At 69.7% G+C, this 17,467-nt stretch carries 13 protein-coding genes; 7 read left to right on the top strand and 6 right to left on the bottom strand.

Going from position 1 to position 17,467, the window contains the following annotated elements:
• Positions 1-40: 40 nt before the first annotated feature.
• The 4 genes from pheA to mtnA all read right to left on the bottom strand — a co-directional run bounded on the left by pheA (position 41) and on the right by mtnA (position 6,294).
• Entirely contained in the window at positions 41-1,138 is a 1,098-nt protein-coding gene (gene pheA / locus PT85_RS01245) for a prephenate dehydratase (protein WP_039605707.1), read from the bottom strand.
• Entirely contained in the window at positions 1,138-2,220 is a 1,083-nt protein-coding gene (gene serC / locus PT85_RS01240) for a 3-phosphoserine/phosphohydroxythreonine transaminase (RefSeq protein WP_039561948.1), read from the bottom strand. The genes pheA and serC overlap by 1 nt, the downstream gene beginning before the upstream one ends.
• A gap of 154 nt (positions 2,221-2,374) precedes the next feature.
• The gene (gyrA, locus tag PT85_RS01235) at positions 2,375-5,098 is read right to left on the bottom strand and encodes a DNA gyrase subunit A (protein WP_039605706.1); all 2,724 of its coding nucleotides are present in this window, start codon (positions 5,096-5,098) and stop codon (positions 2,375-2,377) included.
• Between the two features lie 134 nt (positions 5,099-5,232).
• Positions 5,233-6,294: an S-methyl-5-thioribose-1-phosphate isomerase gene (gene mtnA, locus PT85_RS01230; protein ID WP_039605705.1), complete on the bottom strand. Its 1,062-nt coding sequence runs from the start codon at positions 6,292-6,294 to the stop codon at positions 5,233-5,235.
• A 300-nt stretch (positions 6,295-6,594) separates the two neighbouring features.
• Here mtnA and PT85_RS01225 point away from each other — a divergent pair, with 300 nt between their 5' ends.
• Positions 6,595-7,935 (top strand): TRZ/ATZ family hydrolase, encoded by a 1,341-nt coding sequence (locus tag PT85_RS01225; protein WP_039605704.1) that lies wholly within the window; start codon positions 6,595-6,597, stop codon positions 7,933-7,935.
• 16 nt (positions 7,936-7,951) lie between these two features.
• Here the strand turns inward: PT85_RS01225 and gliR are convergent, their stop codons facing one another.
• Positions 7,952-8,968, bottom strand: a complete 1,017-nt coding sequence (gene gliR / locus PT85_RS01220) for an AraC family transcriptional regulator GliR (RefSeq protein ID WP_039605703.1) — start codon at positions 8,966-8,968, stop codon at positions 7,952-7,954.
• A gap of 117 nt (positions 8,969-9,085) precedes the next feature.
• On the opposite strand from gliR, the gene PT85_RS01215 reads away from it, so the two are divergent.
• From PT85_RS01215 to PT85_RS01205, 3 genes are read left to right on the top strand one after another with little or no spacing between them, the layout of a single operon-like run.
• On the top strand, positions 9,086-10,681 hold the full coding sequence (locus PT85_RS01215) for an FAD-binding oxidoreductase (RefSeq protein ID WP_039605702.1): 1,596 nt from the start codon (positions 9,086-9,088) through the stop codon (positions 10,679-10,681).
• A gap of 3 nt (positions 10,682-10,684) precedes the next feature.
• Positions 10,685-12,256, top strand: coding sequence for a glycerol-3-phosphate dehydrogenase/oxidase (locus PT85_RS01210; protein WP_039605701.1), 1,572 nt, complete (start codon positions 10,685-10,687; stop codon positions 12,254-12,256).
• The gene (locus PT85_RS01205) at positions 12,253-13,812 is read left to right on the top strand and encodes an FGGY-family carbohydrate kinase (RefSeq protein WP_039605700.1); all 1,560 of its coding nucleotides are present in this window, start codon (positions 12,253-12,255) and stop codon (positions 13,810-13,812) included. Before PT85_RS01210 ends, PT85_RS01205 begins: the two co-directional genes overlap by 4 nt.
• 4 nt (positions 13,813-13,816) lie before the next feature.
• Here PT85_RS01205 and PT85_RS01200 read toward each other — a convergent pair whose 3' ends face one another.
• On the bottom strand, positions 13,817-15,136 hold the full coding sequence (locus tag PT85_RS01200) for an erythromycin esterase family protein (protein ID WP_039605699.1): 1,320 nt from the start codon (positions 15,134-15,136) through the stop codon (positions 13,817-13,819).
• 181 nt (positions 15,137-15,317) lie between these two features.
• On the opposite strand from PT85_RS01200, the gene ubiG reads away from it, so the two are divergent.
• The 3 genes from ubiG to PT85_RS01185 are packed head-to-tail and all read left to right on the top strand — an operon-like array spanning position 15,318 to position 17,460.
• The gene (gene ubiG / locus PT85_RS01195) at positions 15,318-16,016 is read left to right on the top strand and encodes a bifunctional 2-polyprenyl-6-hydroxyphenol methylase/3-demethylubiquinol 3-O-methyltransferase UbiG (RefSeq protein WP_027591358.1); all 699 of its coding nucleotides are present in this window, start codon (positions 15,318-15,320) and stop codon (positions 16,014-16,016) included.
• On the top strand, positions 16,016-16,687 hold the full coding sequence (gene mupP / locus PT85_RS01190; protein ID WP_039605698.1) for an N-acetylmuramic acid 6-phosphate phosphatase MupP: 672 nt from the start codon (positions 16,016-16,018) through the stop codon (positions 16,685-16,687). Before ubiG ends, mupP begins: the two co-directional genes overlap by 1 nt.
• Positions 16,688-16,719: 32 nt before the next feature.
• Positions 16,720-17,460 carry a YciK family oxidoreductase gene (locus tag PT85_RS01185; protein ID WP_039605697.1) on the top strand — a complete coding sequence of 247 codons (741 nt, stop codon included), beginning with the start codon at positions 16,720-16,722 and terminating at the stop codon, positions 17,458-17,460.
• The last annotated feature ends 7 nt before the right edge of the window (positions 17,461-17,467 follow it).

The following is a 17,467-nucleotide window of genomic DNA, read 5'->3' as shown; positions in this document are numbered from 1 at the left end:
TCGACGGCCAGCGGGCCCCGCGCCGGAGCCCGCCGAAAGATTAAAGAACAGCCTTGGGGTAGGAACCGAGCACCTTCAGCGCCACCGATTCGTCGGCGAGCTTCTCCAGCACACCCTTGACCAGCGGGTCCTTGTGGTGGCCGACGAAGTCGATGAAGAACACGTAGGTCCACTTGCCGCTGCGCGACGGGCGGGTCTCGATGCGGGTGAGGTCGATGCCGTTGGTGTGGAACGGCAGCAGCAGCTCATGCAGCGTGCCCGGCTTGTTGCGCATGGAGACGATGATCGAGGTCTTGTCGTCGCCGGTCGGCGGCACTTCCTGGTTGCCGATGATCAGGAAGCGCGTGGAGTTGTCCGGACGGTCCTCGATCTTCTCGTGCAGCTTGGTCAGACCGTACAGGGTCGACGCCATGTCGCCGGCGATGGCCGCGCTGTTCCACTCGCTCTTCACCCGCTTGGCCGCCTCGGCGTTGCTGGACACCGCCACGCGCTCGACATTCGGGTAATGGGCGTCCAGCCACTTGCGGCACTGGGCCAGCGACTGGGCGTGGGAATAGATGCGCGAGATCTTGTCGGTCTTGGTGGTCTCGCCCACCAGCAGGTGGTGGTGGATGCGCAGCTCCACCTCGCCGCAGATCACCAGGTCATGTTCGAGGAAGCTGTCCAGGGTGTGGTTGATCGCGCCCTCGGTGGAGTTCTCCACCGGCACCACGCCGAAGTTCACCGCGCCGGCGGCCACTTCGCGGAACACCTCGTCGATGGCCGCCATCGGCTTGCTCTTCACCGCGGCGCCGAAGTGCTTGAGCACCGCGGCATGCGAGAAGGTGCCTTCCGGGCCCAGGTAGGCGACCTGCAGCGGCTGCTCCAGGGCCAGGCACGAGGACATGATTTCGCGGAACAGGCGGGCCACCTCTTCGTTGTCCAGCGGCCCCTTGTTCAGCTCCATGATGTGCTTGAGCACCCAGGCCTCGCGCTCGGGGCGGTAGAACACCACCTCCTCGCCCGGCTGCAGGCTGGCGGTCTTCACCCGCGCCACGTCCTGGGCACAGCGCGCACGCTCGCTGATCAGCTCGAGGATCTTCTCGTCGAGGCTGTCGATGCGCACGCGCAGCGCCTTGAGCTGATCGACGTCGCTCATCAGGCGTGCTCCTTCTCGAACTCGGCCATGTAGGCGACCAGCGCCTCGACGGCGTCCAGGCCGGTGGCGTTGTAGATCGAGGCGCGCATGCCGCCCACCGAACGGTGGCCCTTGAGGTTCAGCAGGCCACGGGCGTCGGCGCCGGCCAGGAAGGCCTTGTCCAGGCGCTCGTCGGCCAGGCGGAACGGCACGTTCATCCAGGAACGGGCGTTCTTGCTCACCGGGTTGCTGTAGAACTCGCTGGCGTCGATGGTGCTGTACAGCAGTTCCTGCTTGGCGTGGTTGCGGCGGGCCATGGCCTCGACGCCGCCCTGCTCCTTGACCCACTCGAACACCAGGCCGGCCAGGTACCAGGAGTAGGTGGCCGGGGTGTTGTACATGGAGCCGTTGTCGGCGGCGGTCTTGTAGTCGAGCATGGTCGGGCAGATGGCCCGGGCGCGGCCGATCAGGTCTTCGCGGATGATCGCCACCACCAGGCCGGACGGGCCGATGTTCTTCTGCGCGCCGGCGTAGATCATGCCGAACTGCGAGACGTCCACCGGGCGGGACAGGATGTCCGAGGACATGTCCACCACCACCGGCACGTCACCTACCTCGGGCACCCAGTCGAACTGCACGCCGCCGATGGTTTCGTTGCTGCAGTAGTGCAGGTAGGCGGCGTCCGGGGTCAGCTGCCAGTCGTTCTGGCCGGGAATGGCGAAGTAGTCCAGCGACTTGCCGCTGGCCGCCACGTTGACGTTGCCGAAGCGGCGCCCTTCCTCGATGGCCTTCTTCGACCAGATGCCGGTCTCCACGTAGTCGGCGGTGGCGCCTTCGGGCAGCAGGTTCAGCGGAATCTGCGCGAACTGCTGGCTGGCGCCGCCCTGCATGAACAGCACCTTGTAGTGGTTCGGCACGTTCATCAGCTCGCGCAGGTCCTGCTCGGCCTTCTCGGCGATGGCCACGTACTCGTCGCTGCGGTGGCTCATTTCCATGACCGACAGGCCCTTGCCGTGCCAGTCGAGCATCTCGGCCTGGGCGCGTTCCAGGACGGCGGTGGGAAGGGCTGCGGGGCCTGCACAGAAGTTATGGGCTCGTTTCACGTCGTTCTCTCTCGATTCGCCGCACACCAGGCCACCCGGCGCTGGTGCTGTTCGTGCGAAATCTGGCGCCGGGGCGCCAGATTCGTCAATTCTTGTCTCCCCGGCCTGCTACCCGGGAACGCGACGGGCGGCACCTGGCCGCCCGTACGTGCGCTTAAACGTCCGACGCCTCGTCGGCGTCCTCGCCCGCTTCGGGCACAGCGTCCTCTTCGCCCTCGAGCGCGTCATCCTCGACGTTGGTCGGCTCCTGGACACGTTCGAGGCCGACCAGCACCTCGTCCTTGGCCAGCTTGATCAGGGTGACGCCCTGGGTGTTGCGGCTCAGGCTGGACACCTCGTCGACACGGGTCCGCACCAGCGTGCCCTGGTCGGAGATCAGCATGATCTCCTCGCCGTCCTGCACCTGGATGGCGCCGACCAGCTTGCCGTTGCGCTCGTTGGTCACCATGGCGATCACGCCCTGGCCACCCCGGCCGCGCTGCGGATACTCGTCGATCGGCGTGCGCTTGCCGTAACCGTGCTCGGAGGCAGTGAGGATCTGCGCGTCGCCCTCGGGAATGATCATGGAAATCAGCTGCTGGCCGTCCTGCAGGCGCATGCCACGCACGCCGCGGGCGGTACGGCCCATGGTGCGCACGTGGCCTTCCTTGAAGCGGATGACCTTGCCGGCGTCGGAGAACAGCATCACTTCGCGGCTGCCATCGGTGATGGCGGCGGCGATCAGCGTGTCGCCCTCCTCCAGGCGCAGGGCGATCAGGCCGCTGCTGCGCGGCTTGCTGAACTGCACCAGCGGGGTCTTCTTCACGGTGCCGTTGGCGGTGGCCATGAAGATGAAGGCGCCGCTCACGACCTCTTCGGCTTCGCCGGCCTCTTCGCCCTCGGCCAGATCCTCGACCTCGTCGTGTTCGACCACCTCATCCAGCTCGTCGTCTTCCGGCGCCTGCTGACGCAGCGCTTCCAGATCGACCTGCAGCATGGCGGTGATGCGTTCGTTCTCGTCCAGCGGCAGCAGGTTGACCAGCGGCCGTCCGCGCGCGGTGCGCGAGGCTTCCGGAATCTCGTAGGTGCGCAGCCAGTAGACCTTGCCCTTGCTGGAGAACAGCAGCAGCGTGGCGTGGCTGTTGGCGACCAGCAGGTGCTCGACGTAGTCCTCGTCCTTCACGCCGGTGGCCGACTTGCCCTTGCCGCCACGGCGCTGGGCTTCATAGGAAGCCAGCGGCTGGCTCTTGGCGTAGCCGCCGTGGGAAATGGTCACCACGCGCTCTTCCTCGGGAATGAGGTCGGCGATGGTCAGGTCGGCGTGGGACGCCATGATTTCGCTGCGGCGCGCATCGCCGAACTCGCTGCGCACCTGCTCCAGCTCCTCGCGGATCACCTCCAGCAGGCGCTGCGGGTTGGTCAGGATGCGGATCAGCTCGCCGATCTGATTGAGGATCTCCTGGTACTCGCCGAGCAGCTTCTCGTGCTCCAGGCCGGTCAGGCGGTGCAGACGCAGGTCGAGGATGGCCTGGGCCTGTTCCGGCGACAGGTAGTACTTGCCGTCGCGCAGGCCGAATTCTTCCGGCAGGTCCTCGGGGCGGCAGGCATCGGCGCCGGCGCGCTCGACCATCGCTTCCACGGCGGAGGATTCCCAGCCGGTGGCCAGCAGACGTTCCTTGGCCTCGGCCGGGGTCGGCGACTTCTTGATCAGCTCGATGACCGGGTCGATGTTCGACAGGGCGACGGCCTGGCCTTCCAGGATGTGGCCGCGCTCGCGCGCCTTGCGCAGTTCGAAGATGGTCCGGCGGGTCACCACTTCACGGCGGTGACGGACGAACACCTCGAGCATGTCCTTGAGGTTCAGCAGGCGCGGCTGGCCGTCGACCAGGGCCACGTTGTTGATGCCGAACACGCTCTGCATCTGGGTCTGGGCATAGAGGTTGTTGAGCACCACCTCGCCGACTTCGCCCCGGCGCAGCTCGATGACGATGCGCATGCCGTCCTTGTCGGACTCGTCGCGCAGCTCGCTGATGCCTTCGATCTTCTTCTCTTTCACCAGCTCGGCGATCTTCTCGATCAGCCGCGCCTTGTTCAGCTGGTAGGGCAGCTCGGTGACTACGATCTGCTGGCGGCTGCCGGCCTTGTCCATGTCCTCGACGGTGGCACGGGCGCGCATGTACACGCGGCCACGGCCGGTGCGATAGGCCTCGATGATGCCCGCGCGGCCATTAATGATGCCGGCGGTGGGGAAGTCCGGACCGGGGATGAACTGCATCAGCTCATCGACGGTCAGCTCCGGGTTGTCGATCAGCGCCAGGCAGCCGTCCACCACCTCGCCCAGGTTGTGCGGCGGGATGTTGGTGGCCATGCCCACGGCGATACCGGCCGAGCCGTTGACCAGCAGGGCGGGAATCCGGGTCGGCAGGACTTCGGGGATCTGCAGGGAGCCGTCGTAGTTGGGCACCCAGTCCACGGTTTCCTTGTGCAGGTCGGCCAGCAGTTCGTGGGCCAGCTTGGTGCGGCGCACTTCGGTGTAACGCATGGCTGCGGCGCTGTCGCCGTCCACCGAACCGAAGTTGCCCTGGCCGTCCACCAGCAGGTAGCGCAGCGAGAAGGGCTGCGCCATGCGCACGATGGTGTCGTACACCGCCGAGTCGCCGTGAGGGTGATATTTACCGATCACGTCGCCGACCACACGGGCCGACTTCAGGTAAGGCTTGTTCCAGTCGTTGCCCAGCTCGCTCATGGCGAACAACACCCGGCGGTGCACCGGCTTGAGGCCGTCGCGGGCATCCGGCAGTGCACGGCCGACGATGACGCTCATCGCGTAATCGAGGTAGGACTGTTTCAGCTCGTCTTCGATGTTGACCGGGAGGATTTCTTTGGCCAGTTCGCCCATGGAAGCCTGGTTCCTTTAGTCAGCAGGGTCCTGCAATAAGCGCGGGATGGTATCACAGCTTGCCGCGTCAGGCTTCAGGACCCAGGCCGCAACTTTCCGTTACCGGGCGGGATGTTGCGTGACGCGCGCGCCCTTCAATGCAGGCGCTTGCGGCACATCAGCCCGGCCAGCTTCGCGGCATCGGGACGCTCGATCACGCCGCGCTCGGTGACGATCACATCGATCAGATCGGCCGGCGTCACGTCGAGCACCGGATTGAGCACACCGATACCATTGGCCGGATCGAGCACCTCGCTCGCCGCACGCTCTTCCAGGGAAAGGTCATCGCCATGCTCGAGGCCCAGATCGATGCAGGCGCTGGGTGCCGCCACCATCACCCGCAGGCCATGGTGCATGGCCAGAACGGTCAGCGGATAGGTGCCGATGGCGGCCGCCACGTCGCCGTTGGCGGCGATGCGCTCGGCACCGACGATCAGCCAGCCGATGCGCTCGCTCTTCATCACATGCCCCACTGCCGCGTCGACGCATACGGTGGTCGGCACGCCGTCGCCGTGCAGTTCCCAGGCGGTCAGGCGCGAGCCCTGCAGCCAGGGACGGCCCTCGCCCACGAAGACCTGCTCGACCAGCCCGTCCAGCGCACCGGCGCGGATCACGCCCAGGGCGCTGCCAAAGCCGCCGCTGGCCAGGGCGCCGGCGTTGCCATGGGTCAGCACGGCATGCACACCTTCGTCATGCCGGCGCAGCAGCTCCAGGCCGAACTGGGCGATGGCCAGATTGGCCTCGCGGTCGCTGGCCAGGATGCTGCCGGCCTCGGCTTCCAGCGCCGCCTGCGGATCTTCGCCGGGCGCCAGCCGCCGCAGGCGATTGCGCAGGCAGGTCAATGCCCAATCCAGGTAGGCGGATCCCGGCTGCGCGTCACGCAGGTGCTGGAAATCCGCCTCCAGCGCCGCCTGCCAGTCACCACCGGCAGCCAGCCGCGCGCGCAGGCCGAGCACCAGGCCGTAGGCCGCCGCGATACCGACGACTGACGCGCCGCACACGGCCCGTTCGCGGATCGCTTCGGCCACGGCGCCAGCGCTGTCCAGCGCCAGCCAGGTCTCCCGGGCCGGCAGCAGACGCTGGTCCAGCACATGCAGGAGGCCCTCGCGCCACTCAAGCGCCTTCACCCGTTCCGCCGCCAGCAATCGCTCACGCATGTCCACCGCCCACCCGACACAAAGGGCGCGGATTATACGCACATCGACGCCCCAGCCACCTACGCAGGCCGCTGCTTTGGTCGCACAAAAGCTCGCGAATGAATTCGCTCCCACAGCGTCCCGTGCAGGGCACTGCTTCTTCTGTCGGAGCGGACTTGTCCGCGAGCTTTTCGCGCAGCCCCCGGAAGCTCGCGAATAAGTTCGCTCGCACGGGGTCCGCGCCGTATTGCCGCCCCCCTTCAAACCCACCCGGCGCAGCCGTACACTGCCCGGCCTGCCATCGGTTTTGTGAACGCCACCATGCCCGCCGCCGCCCCGCTCGACCTCCTTCTGTTACCCGAATGGGTGGTTCCGGTGGAGCCGGCCGGCGTGGTGCTGAAGAATCACGCGCTGGGCATCCGCGACGGGCGCGTCGCCCTGCTCGCCCCGCGCGAACAGGCCCTGCGTCTTGAAGCCCGCGAGGTGCGCGAACTGCCCGGCATGCTGCTCGCCCCCGGGCTGGTGAATGCCCACGGCCACGCCGCCATGAGCCTGTTTCGCGGCCTGGCCGACGACCTGCCGCTGCTGCCCTGGCTGCAGGACCATATCTGGCCGGCCGAATCGGTGTGGGTGGACGAGGATTTCATCCGTGACGGCAGCGAGCTGGCCATCGCCGAACAGCTCAAGGGCGGCGTGACCTGCTTTTCCGACATGTACTTCTACCCGCGAGTGACCAGCGAGGTGGCGCACCGCGCCGGCGTGCGCGCGCAGCTCTGCGTGCCGCTGATGAATTTCGCCGTGCCGGGAACGCTGGATGCCGGCGACGCCGTGCGCCAGACCCTGCAGTTGTTCGACGAGCTGCGCCATCATCCGCGCCTGTCGGCGGCATTCGGCCCGCACTCGCCCTACACGGTCACCGACGAACAGCTGGGCCAGGTGATGATGCTGGCGGAACAGCTGGACGCCAGCATCCAGATGCACGTGCACGAGACCGCGCTGGAAGTGCAACAGAGCCTGAACACCCACGGCGAGCGGCCGCTGGCGCGCCTGCAGCGCCTGGGCCTGCTCGGCCCGCGCTTCCAGGCGGTGCACATGACCCAGGTGAACGACGAGGACCTGGCGCGCCTGGTGGAAAGCAACAGCAGCGTCATCCACTGCCCGGAGTCCAACCTCAAGCTGGCCAGCGGCTTCTGCCCGGTGGAGCGCCTGTGGCAGGCCGGCGTCAACGTCGCCATCGGCACCGACGGCGCGGCCAGCAACAACGACCTGGACCTGCTCGGCGAAACCCGCACCGCCGCCCTGCTGGCCAAGGCGGTGCAGCGGGACGCCAGCGCCCTCGACGCGCACCGCGCGCTGCGCATGGCCACCCTGAACGGCGCCCGGGCGCTGGGCCTGGAGCACGACTGCGGCTCGCTGGAGCTCGGCAAGTGGGCCGACCTGGCGGCCTTCGACCTGTCCGGCCTGTACCAGCAGCCGGTCTACGACCCGGTGTCGCAGCTGATCTATACCGGCAGCCGGCATTGCGTGCGGCATGTGTGGGTGGGCGGCAAGCAGCTGCTCGACGACGGCCGGCTGACACGCCTCGACGAGGAACGCCTGGCGGTCACCGCCCGCGCCTGGGGCGCGAAGATCGCCGCCGGACGCGCCGCGCCGCGCGACTGAACGCGGCCTGCCACTGTCAGCGCTGCCGCTGGCGATACTCCCCCGGCGTCTGCCCGGTCCACTGCTTGAAGCTGCGATGGAACGAGCGCGGCTCGCCGAAGCCCAGGTAGCTGGCGATGTCCTGGATCGGCAGGTCGTCGTGGCGCAGGTAGTGCTCGGCCAGCTCGCGGCGCAGCTGATCAAGGATCGCCTGGTAGCTGGTGCCAGCCGCCTGCAGGTGGCGTTGCAGGGTGCGCGGGGTCATATGGAACCGCGCGGCGACCCGTTCCTTGCCCGGCAGCCCGTCCCGGAGCATCTCGCGCAGCACCGCGCGGACCCGCAGCGGTAGCGGCTGGTCGTCCTCCAGGCGGTCGAGCAGACCCAAGGCGTGCGCCTCCAGGGCCCGCAGCAGGCCGGCGTCGGCCTGGCGCAGCGGCAGGCGCAGGTAGTCGCCCGGCACCAGCAGCGCGCTGTGCGGCTGCTCGAACAGCACCGGACAGCCGAACACCCGCTGGTAGTCCTCGACCCGGCAGCCGGCCGGCAGCGCATGTTCCAGGTGCACCTCGGCGGGCGAATGCTCCACCCCGGCGATCCAGCGCGCGTAATGCAGCCAGGAGGCCAGCACGTTCTCGATCAGGTGCCGGCGCACCGGCTGGTGCGGGTGGCGGCAGTGCCAGCTCAGGCACACCTGGTCACCCCGGTTGTCGATGCGGCTGGTGCCCATGTCACCGACCAGCCGCTCGTAGGGCAGGATGCGCGCCATCGCCTCGCCGAGGGTGGCGCAGTTCATGGTGATGTAGCCGAGCACGCTCCACGAGCCGGGCTGCACGTGGCGCGCCGCATGCAGCCCGAACAGCGGGTCGGCGGACTGCCCCAGCAGGTGCTCGAGCAGCCGCTCGTGCTGTTCGCTGGGCACCCGCTGGCCGTTGTCGGCCAGGCACTCGGCGCTCAGCCCGGCGGCCTGCCGCGCCGCCGCGCAATCCAGGCCCAGCGCCTGGGCATGACTGAGGTACTTGAGCAGGACGGGCACCGCCGTGTAGCCGAGAGTGTGCATGCGGTCGTGGTTTGGCTCGATTGGCGAATGGGCCTGGCCGGATCGGACAATGACCGGCGCGGGCGGCTGGCTAGTATAGGCAGCCGACACGCGAGGCCGACAAGAGGGGAACCGGGCATGCGCCGCTGGAACGGATGGGGAGACGAACGCACCGAGGTGCATCTGCCGGACGCCGGCGCGGCGTTCCTCGCCGCCCGGCTCGGGCCGGGCCAGCCGCTGGCCGACGCCAGCCTCGCCGAGGTGCTCGCCCAGGTGCCGCCGTCGCGCTTGCCCGAGCACCCGCTGATCACCCGCGACGCCGAGACCCGCGTGCGCCACGCCCGTGGCCAGAGCCTGCCGGACTGGCTGGCGATGCGCTCCGGCGCGTTTGGCGTGTTCCCCGACGCGGTGGGCCTGCCGGAAACCCCGGCGCAGATCCGCGCACTGCTGGACTGGGCGCGGCAGCAGGACGCCGTGGTGATTCCCTACGGCGGCGGCACCTCGGTGGCCGGACACATCAACCCGGCCGCCTCGCCGCGACCGGTGCTGACCCTGTCGCTGGCGCGCATGAACCAGTTGCTCGACCTGGACGAGGAGAGCCGCATCGCCACCTTCGGCCCCGGCGCCAACGGTCCGCAGGTGGAAGCCCAGCTGCGCGCGCGGGGCTACACCCTCGGCCACTTCCCGCAGTCCTGGGAACTGTCCACCCTCGGCGGCTGGGTGGCCAGCCGCTCCAGCGGCCAGCAGTCGCTGCGCTACGGGCGCATCGAGCAGCTGTTCGCCGGCGGCACCCTGGAAACCTTCGCCGGCAGCCTGCAGCTGCCGACCTTCCCGGCCTCGGCCGCCGGTCCCGACCTGCGCGAGCTGGTGCTGGGCAGCGAGGGCCGCTTCGGGGTGATTTCCGAAGTCAGGGTGCGGGTCAGCCCGCTGGCCGAGCAGGAGCGTTTCTACGCGGTGTTCCTGCCCGACTGGCCGCGCGCCCTGGCCGGCGTGCGCGCCCTGGCCCAGGCGCGCATTCCGCTGTCGATGCTGCGCCTGTCCAACACGATCGAGACCGAAACCCAGCTGGCGCTGGCCGGCCACCCGCGGCAGATCGCCCTGCTGGAGCGCTACCTGGCGCTGCGCGGCGCCGGCGCCGGCAAGTGCCTGCTGACCTTCGGGGTGACCGGCGAGCGCCGCCAGAACGCCCTGTCGCTGCGCCAGACCCGGCGCCTGCTCAAGCGCTTCGGCGCGGTGTTCACCGGCACCCTGCTCGGCCGCAAGTGGGCCGAGGGACGTTTCCGTTTCCCTTACCTGCGCCACGGCCTGTGGAGCGCCGGCTATGCGGTGGACACCCTGGAAACCGCCACCGACTGGGGCAACGTCGATGCGCTGGCGCAGGCGGTCGAAGACAGCCTGCGCCACGGCCTGGCCGACCAGGGCGAGCGCGTGCACGTGTTCACCCACCTGTCGCACGTCTACGGCCAGGGCTCGAGCCTGTACACCACCTACCTGTTCCGCCCGGGGCCGGACTACGCCACCGCGCTGGCGCGCTGGCGGGTGCTCAAGCACGCGGCCAGCCAGGCCATCGCCCGCCACAGCGGCACCATCAGCCACCAGCATGGCGTCGGCCGCGACCACGCCCCCTATCTGGAACACGAGAAGGGTCCGCTGGGCCTGGCGGCGCTGCGCAGTCTGGCGCGGCACTTCGATCCCGACCAGCGCCTGGCCCCCGGCGTGCTGCTGGAGGACTGAACCATGGCCTGGAACGCCGCCTGGCGCGACGCGCTGCTGCCCGAGCTGGCCGCCAGCGAATGGGACCTGATCGTGGTCGGCGGCGGCATCACCGGCGCCGGCATCCTGCGCGAGGCCGCCCGGCGCGGCTGGCGCTGCCTGCTGCTCGAGCAGCGCGACTTCGCCTGGGGCACCTCCAGCCGCTCGTCGAAGATGGTGCACGGCGGCCTGCGCTACCTGGCCAAGGGTCGGCTGGGGCTGACCCGCGACGCGGTGCGCGAACGCCAGCGGTTGCTCGACGAGCTGCCGGGGCTGGTCGAGCCGCTGCCCTTCCTGTTCCCACATTACCGGGGCCGCTTTCCCGGGCCGCGCCTGTTCGGCGGCCTGCTCGGCGTCTACGACGCCCTGGCCGGCCAGCGCCAGCGCCGCTATCACCCGGCCGGCGAACTGGCCTGCCTGGCGCCCGGCCTGAACGACCCCGCACTGCTCGGCGCCAGCCGCTTCGGCGACGCCGTCACCGACGACGCACGACTGGTGCTGCGCGTGCTGCAGGAGGCGCGCGCCGCCGGTGGCGAGGCGCTCAACGGCGTGCGCGTGGTCGAGCTGCTGCGCGACGGCGGGCGGGTGGTCGGACTGCTCGCCGAGGACCGCGAGCGCGGCCAACGCCTGACCCTGCGCAGCCGCATGCTGGCCCTGGCCACCGGCGCCTGGAGCGACCAGTTGCGCGGCAGCCGCGACATTCGCCCGCTGCGCGGCAGCCACCTGCTGCTGCCGGCCTGGCGCCTGCCGGCGGCCCAGGCGCTGAGTTTTCGCCACGCCCGGGACGGCCGCCCGGTGTTCGTCTTCCCGTGGGAAGGCGCCACGGTGATCGGCACCACCGATCTGGATCACGACCAGCCGCTGGCCCAGGAACCGCGCATCAGCGCCGCCGAGACCGACTACCTGCTGGCCGCCTGCGCCCAGCTGCTGCCCGGCGCCGGCGTGCGCCACGCCGACATCCTCTCCACCTGGGCCGGCGTGCGCCCGGTGGTCGGCGCGACCGACAGCTCCCGCAAGCCCTCCGACGAGCCCCGCGAGCACGCCCTGTGGAGCGAGCCCGGCTGCGTGACCCTGGCCGGCGGCAAGCTCACCACCTTCCGCCTGCTGGCCTTGCAGGTGCTGCGCGCCTGCGCGGCGCAGTGGGGGGAAACCCTGCGCGAGGACGACGCTCCGCTGTTTCACCCGGCACCCGCCGTGGCGCTGCCCGGGCTGTGCCGGAGCCAGCAGCGCCGCCTGGCCGGGCGCCACGGCGCCAACCTGCCGCGCCTGGCCGAACTGATCGATGAAATCGGCCCCGAACGAGTCGGCGCCACGCCGACGCTGTGGGCGGAGCTGGCGCTGGCCTGCGAGGACGAGCTGGTGCTGCACCTGGATGACCTGCTGCTGCGCCGCACCCGCCTGGGCCTGCTGCTGCCGCGCGGCGGCGCCGCGCTGCTGGCCGATATCCGCGCGCTGTGCCAGCCGCGCCTGGGCTGGAGCGACGGGCGCTGGCTGCGCGAACTGCGCGACTACCAGCAGCTCTGGCAGGCCAGTTACGCGCCGGGAGACCGACCATGAGCGCGCCCCGCTACCTGCTGGCCATCGACAACGGCACCCAGAGCGTGCGCGCGCTGCTCTTCGACCTGGCCGGCAACCTGCTCGGCAAGGGCAAGGTGGAGCTCGATCCCTACTACGCGGACCAGCCCGGCTGGGCCGAGCAGGACCCGGAGTACTACTGGCAGAGCCTGGGCGAGGCCTGCCGGCGGCTGTGGCAGGCGACCGGCGTCGACCGCGGCCTGATCGCCGGGGTGTCGCTGACCACCCAGCGCGGCACGCTGATCAACGTCGACGCCGACGGCCGGCCGCTGCGTCCGGCGATTCTCTGGCTCGACCAGCGCCGCAGCCCGCCCCAGGGGCGCATCCGCGGCCCGTGGGGCTGGCTGTTCCGGGCGCTGCGCGTCGAGGACACCGTCGATCACTTCCGCAGCCAGGCCGAGGCCAACTGGATCGCCACCCAGCAGCCGGAGATCTGGGCGCGCACCGACAAGTTCCTGCTGCTTTCCGGGTTTCTCACCCACCGGCTGTGCGGGCGCTTCGTGGACTCGGTGGGCAGCTGCGTGGCCTACCTGCCGTTCGACTACAAGCGCCTGCGCTGGGCTAAGCCCGGCGACTGGAAGTGGCAGGCGCTGCCGGTCACCCCGGCGATGCTGCCGGAGCTGGTCAAGCCGGGCGAAGCGCTGGGCCGCATCACTGCCGCTGCCAGCGCACACACCGGCATTCCCGAGGGCCTGCCGCTGATCGCCGCGGCCGCCGACAAGGCCTGCGAGGTGCTCGGCGCCGGCGGCGTGGACCCGCGCATCGCCTGCCTGTCCTACGGCACCACGGCGACCATCAACACCACCCGCGCCCGCTACCTGGAGATCAACCGGCCGATCCCGCCCTACCCGGCCGCGCTGCCCGATCACTACAACACCGAGGTCATGCTGTTTCGCGGCTTCTGGATGGTCAGCTGGTTCAAGGAGCAGTTCGGCCACCTGGAGCGCCAGCGCGGCCTGGAGCTGGGCGTGGAGGCCGAGACGCTGTTCGACGAACTGGTCGAGCGCGTGCCGCCCGGGTCCATGGGCCTGACCCTGCAGCCGTTCTGGTCGCCGGGCATTCGCGAACCGGGTCTGGAGGCCAAGGGCGCGATCATCGGCTTCGGCGACGTGCACACCCGCGCGCACCTGTACCGCGCCATTCTCGAAGGCCTGGCCTACGGGCTGCGCCAGGGCAAGGAGCGCATCGAGCGGCGCTCCGGCACGGGCATCGAGCGCCTGCGCGTGTCCGGCGGCGGCTCGCAGAGCGACGCCGCCCTGCAGCTGACCGCCGACATCTTCAACCTGCCGGCCGAGCGTCCGCACCTGTACGAGACCTCCGGGTTGGGCGCGGCCATCGACTGCGCGGTGGGCCTGGGCCTGCATCCGGACTTCCCCACGGCGATCGCCGCCATGACCCGCCCCGGCCGGTTGTTCACCCCCAACCCCGAAGCGGCGGCGACTTACGAGCGCCTGTACCGCGAGGTCTACCTGCGCATGTACCGGCAGCTGCGCCCGCTGTACCGCAGCATCCGCGAGATCACCGGCTACCCGCCGTGACGGCTCACTCGGCGAACGGCCAGGTGTCCGGCACACCCGCCGCGCGCGGACCGGGCAGCGGGGTCACCGCGCGGGTTTCCTCGAACCACAGCCAGGCGTCGAACTGCTCGCCCAGCTCGGCATGGAAGTAATGGCTGACCCGCTCGGTGCGCGGCCGGTAGATGACGCCGATGGCCCGCTCCAGCCTCGGCTCCAACAAGGCCGCGCGCAGCTCGGCGCGCCCGGGGCCGCGCCAGTCGTACAGCGCGGCGGGCTGGCCGGCCTGCAGGAACAGCCGTTCCCAGCTATCGGAGCGGGATGGCAGCACTGACTTGACCTGCATCGGCTCGTCCCAGTTGTCGGCGGCGGCCACCGTGCCCCGGTCGGTGGATTGACCGATCAGCACCGCGTTGTGGCCGAAGGCGGTGCGGCACAGCTCGCCCAGGTTGGTCTGCCCGCTCCAGCCCATCTCGGTGGCGCCGGCATTGCCAAGATGCGAGTTGTGCGCCCAGACCAGCGCCTTGGCGTCCGGGCCGCGATGCGCCAGCAGCGCCCGGAGGGTCTCGAACATATGCCGGTCGCGCAGGTTCCAGGACGCGGTGCTCCCCCGGTACATGGCCCGGTAGTACTGCTCGGCGGCCAACACCACCCGAGCGTTGCGCTCGGCGTGGAAGAACGCCTCATCGTCCTCGCGCAGACGTTCCAGGCGCAGCGCCAGCAGCTCGCGCAGCTGCTCCACCACCGCCTGTTCGCAGGACGGCTTGCCCGCCAGGGTCACCCGCTGGCCGTAGGCGGCCGGCTCGTCCTGCCACGGCGTCAGGCAGCCGTAGCGCTGCCGGGCGCGCTGCGCGGCGGCGGGGTCCACGCCGTCCAGGTACTGCAGCACGGCCTCCAGCGAAGCGCCCAGGCTGTAGACATCCAGCCCGCGAAACTCCACCGGCCGTGCGGCGCCCTGGTTGAAGTCGCGCAGCCAGCGCACGAAGCCGTCCACTTCACGGTTGCGCCACATCCATAGCGGAAAGCGCCGGAAGGCCGTCTGCCGCCAGTCGTGCAGCGTTCGCCCACGCGCCCAGGCGTCCACGGCGGCGGCGTCCGGCCAGTCGCCTTCCACCGCGACGATGGAGAAGCCATGCCGCTCGATCAGCCTGCGACTGATGGCCGCACGGGCGCGGTAGAACTCCGAGGTGCCGTGGCTCGCCTCGCCGATCAGCACCACCCGCGCATCGCCGAAGCGGTCGAAGGCGGCGGCGAACTCCGGATCGTCCAGTGCCGGCAGCGGCTCGGCGTGGCGCAGCAGCAGCGCGGTGAGGGCCGCTTCGTCTGCATGGGCGGGGGTGCGGGGCATGGTGCCGATCCTCGTCGGTGTTTGCGGGGAAGACCCGCCCGGTGGGCGCGGCGTTCCGGCCACGGGACCTCCGGCCGCGCCCGGGACAAGCGGCGCAGCATTGGGCAAGGCCGCGAATAAACTGGCATCATGTCGACCTTTTTCCGCCGCCGGCTGCGGCGCCAGTTTCAGGGAAACCGTCATGAGCAACGTCGATCGCGCCGAAATCGCCAAGTTCGAAGCCCTCGCCCACCGCTGGTGGGACATGGAGAGCGAGTTCAAGCCGCTGCACGAGATCAACCCGCTGCGCGTCAACTGGATCGACGAGCGCGTCGGCCTGGCCGGCAAGAAGGTGCTGGACGTCGGCTGCGGCGGCGGCATCCTCAGCGAGGCCATGGCCCGCCGGGGCGCCACGGTGACCGGCATCGACATGGGCGAGGCGCCGCTGGGCGTCGCTCAGTTGCACCAGCTGGAATCCGGCGTCGAAGTGGAATACCGACAGATCACCGCCGAGGCCCTGGCCGAAGAGCAGCCCGGCGAATACGACGTGGTCACCTGCCTGGAGATGCTCGAGCACGTGCCGGACCCGGCGTCGGTGATCCGCGCCTGTCACACGCTGGTCAAGCCCGGCGGCCAGGTGTTCTTCTCGACCATCAACCGCAACCCCAAGGCCTACGCCTTCGCCATCCTCGGCGCCGAGTACCTGCTGCGCCTGCTGCCGCGTGGCACCCATGACTTCAAGAAGTTCATCCGCCCCTCGGAGCTGGGTGCCTGGAGCCGCGCCGCCGGCCTGGAAGTGAAGGACATGATCGGCCTGACCTACAACCCGTTCACCAAGCACTACAAGCTGGAGAACGACGTGGACGTCAACTACATGATCCAGACCCTCAAGGAGGCCTGATGCGCCTGCGCGCTGTTCTGTTCGACATGGACGGTACCCTGCTGGACACGGCGCCGGACTTCATCGCCGTGTGCCAGGCCATGCGCCGCGAGCGCGGCCTGCCGCCGGTGGCGGACGCGGTGATCCGCGACGTGGTCTCCGGCGGTGCCCGCACCATGGTGGCCGCCACCTTCGACATGTCGCCGCTGGACGAAGCCTTCGAGCCGCTGCGCCAGGAATTCCTCGAGCGCTACCAGGATCACTGCGCCGTGGAGACCTGCCTGTTCGACGGCATGGGCGAGCTGCTGGACGACCTGGAAAAGTCCCGGCTGGTGTGGGGCGTGGCCACCAACAAGCCACTGCGCTTCGCCGAGCCCATCATGCGCGGCCTGGGGCTCGCCGAACGCTCGGCGGTGCTGCTGTGCCCGGACCATGTGCCGCGCAGCAAGCCGCACCCGGACATGCTGCTGCTGGCCTGCCAGCAGATGGACATCGAGCCGTCCGCCGTGCTGTTCGTCGGCGACGACCGCCGCGACATCGAGGCCGGCCAGGCCGCCGGCACGCGCACGGTGGCGGTGCGCTACGGCTACATCCACCCCGAGGACAATCCCGGCAACTGGGGCGCCGACGCGGTGATCAACCACCCGCTGGAGCTGCGCAAGGTCATCGACCAGGCGCTGTGCGGCTGCTGAGTCCGTATCCTTTTCTGTAGAGAGACCGAGTCATGTTCGAATACACCGCCCGTCCCGATCTGCTCAAGGGCCGGATCATCCTGGTTACCGGCGCCGGTCGCGGCATCGGCGCCGCGGCCGCCAAGGCCTACGCCGCCCACGGTGCCACCGTGCTGCTGCTGGGCAAGACAGAGGAAAACCTGGATCGCGTCTACGACGAGATCGTCGCCGCCGGCCATCCCGAGCCGGTGAGCATTCCGTTCAATCTGGAAACCGCCCTGCCACACCAGTACGACGAACTGGCGGCGACCATCGAGCGCGAATTCGGCCGCCTGGACGGTTTGCTGCACAACGCCTCGATCCTCGGTCCGCTGACGCCGCTGGAGCAGCTGTCCGGCGACAATTTCATGCGTGTCATGCAGGTGAACGTCAACGCCGTGTTCATGCTGACCAGCACGCTGCTGCCGCTGCTCAAGCTCTCCGAGGACGCCTCGGTGGTGTTCACCTCCAGCAGCGTGGGCCGTAAGGGCCGCGCCTACTGGGGTGGCTATGCGGTGTCCAAGTTCGCCAACGAAGGGCTGATGCAGGTGCTGGCCGACGAGGTGGACGGCATCGCCCCGGTGCGCGCCAACAGCGTCAACCCCGGCGCCACCCGCACCGACATGCGCGCCAAGGCCTACCCGGGCGAAGACCCCCTGACCCTGCCGACCCCGGAAGCGATCATGCCGGTGTACCTGTACCTGATGGGGCCGGACAGCAAGGGCGTGAATGGCAAGGCGTTCGACGCGCAGTAATCCCGGT

Origin of the sequence: Pseudomonas flexibilis, assembly GCF_000806415.1 — a bacterium.
Taxonomy (GTDB): domain Bacteria; phylum Pseudomonadota; class Gammaproteobacteria; order Pseudomonadales; family Pseudomonadaceae; genus Serpens; species Serpens flexibilis.
This window is presented reverse-complemented; position numbering and strand designations above follow the sequence as displayed.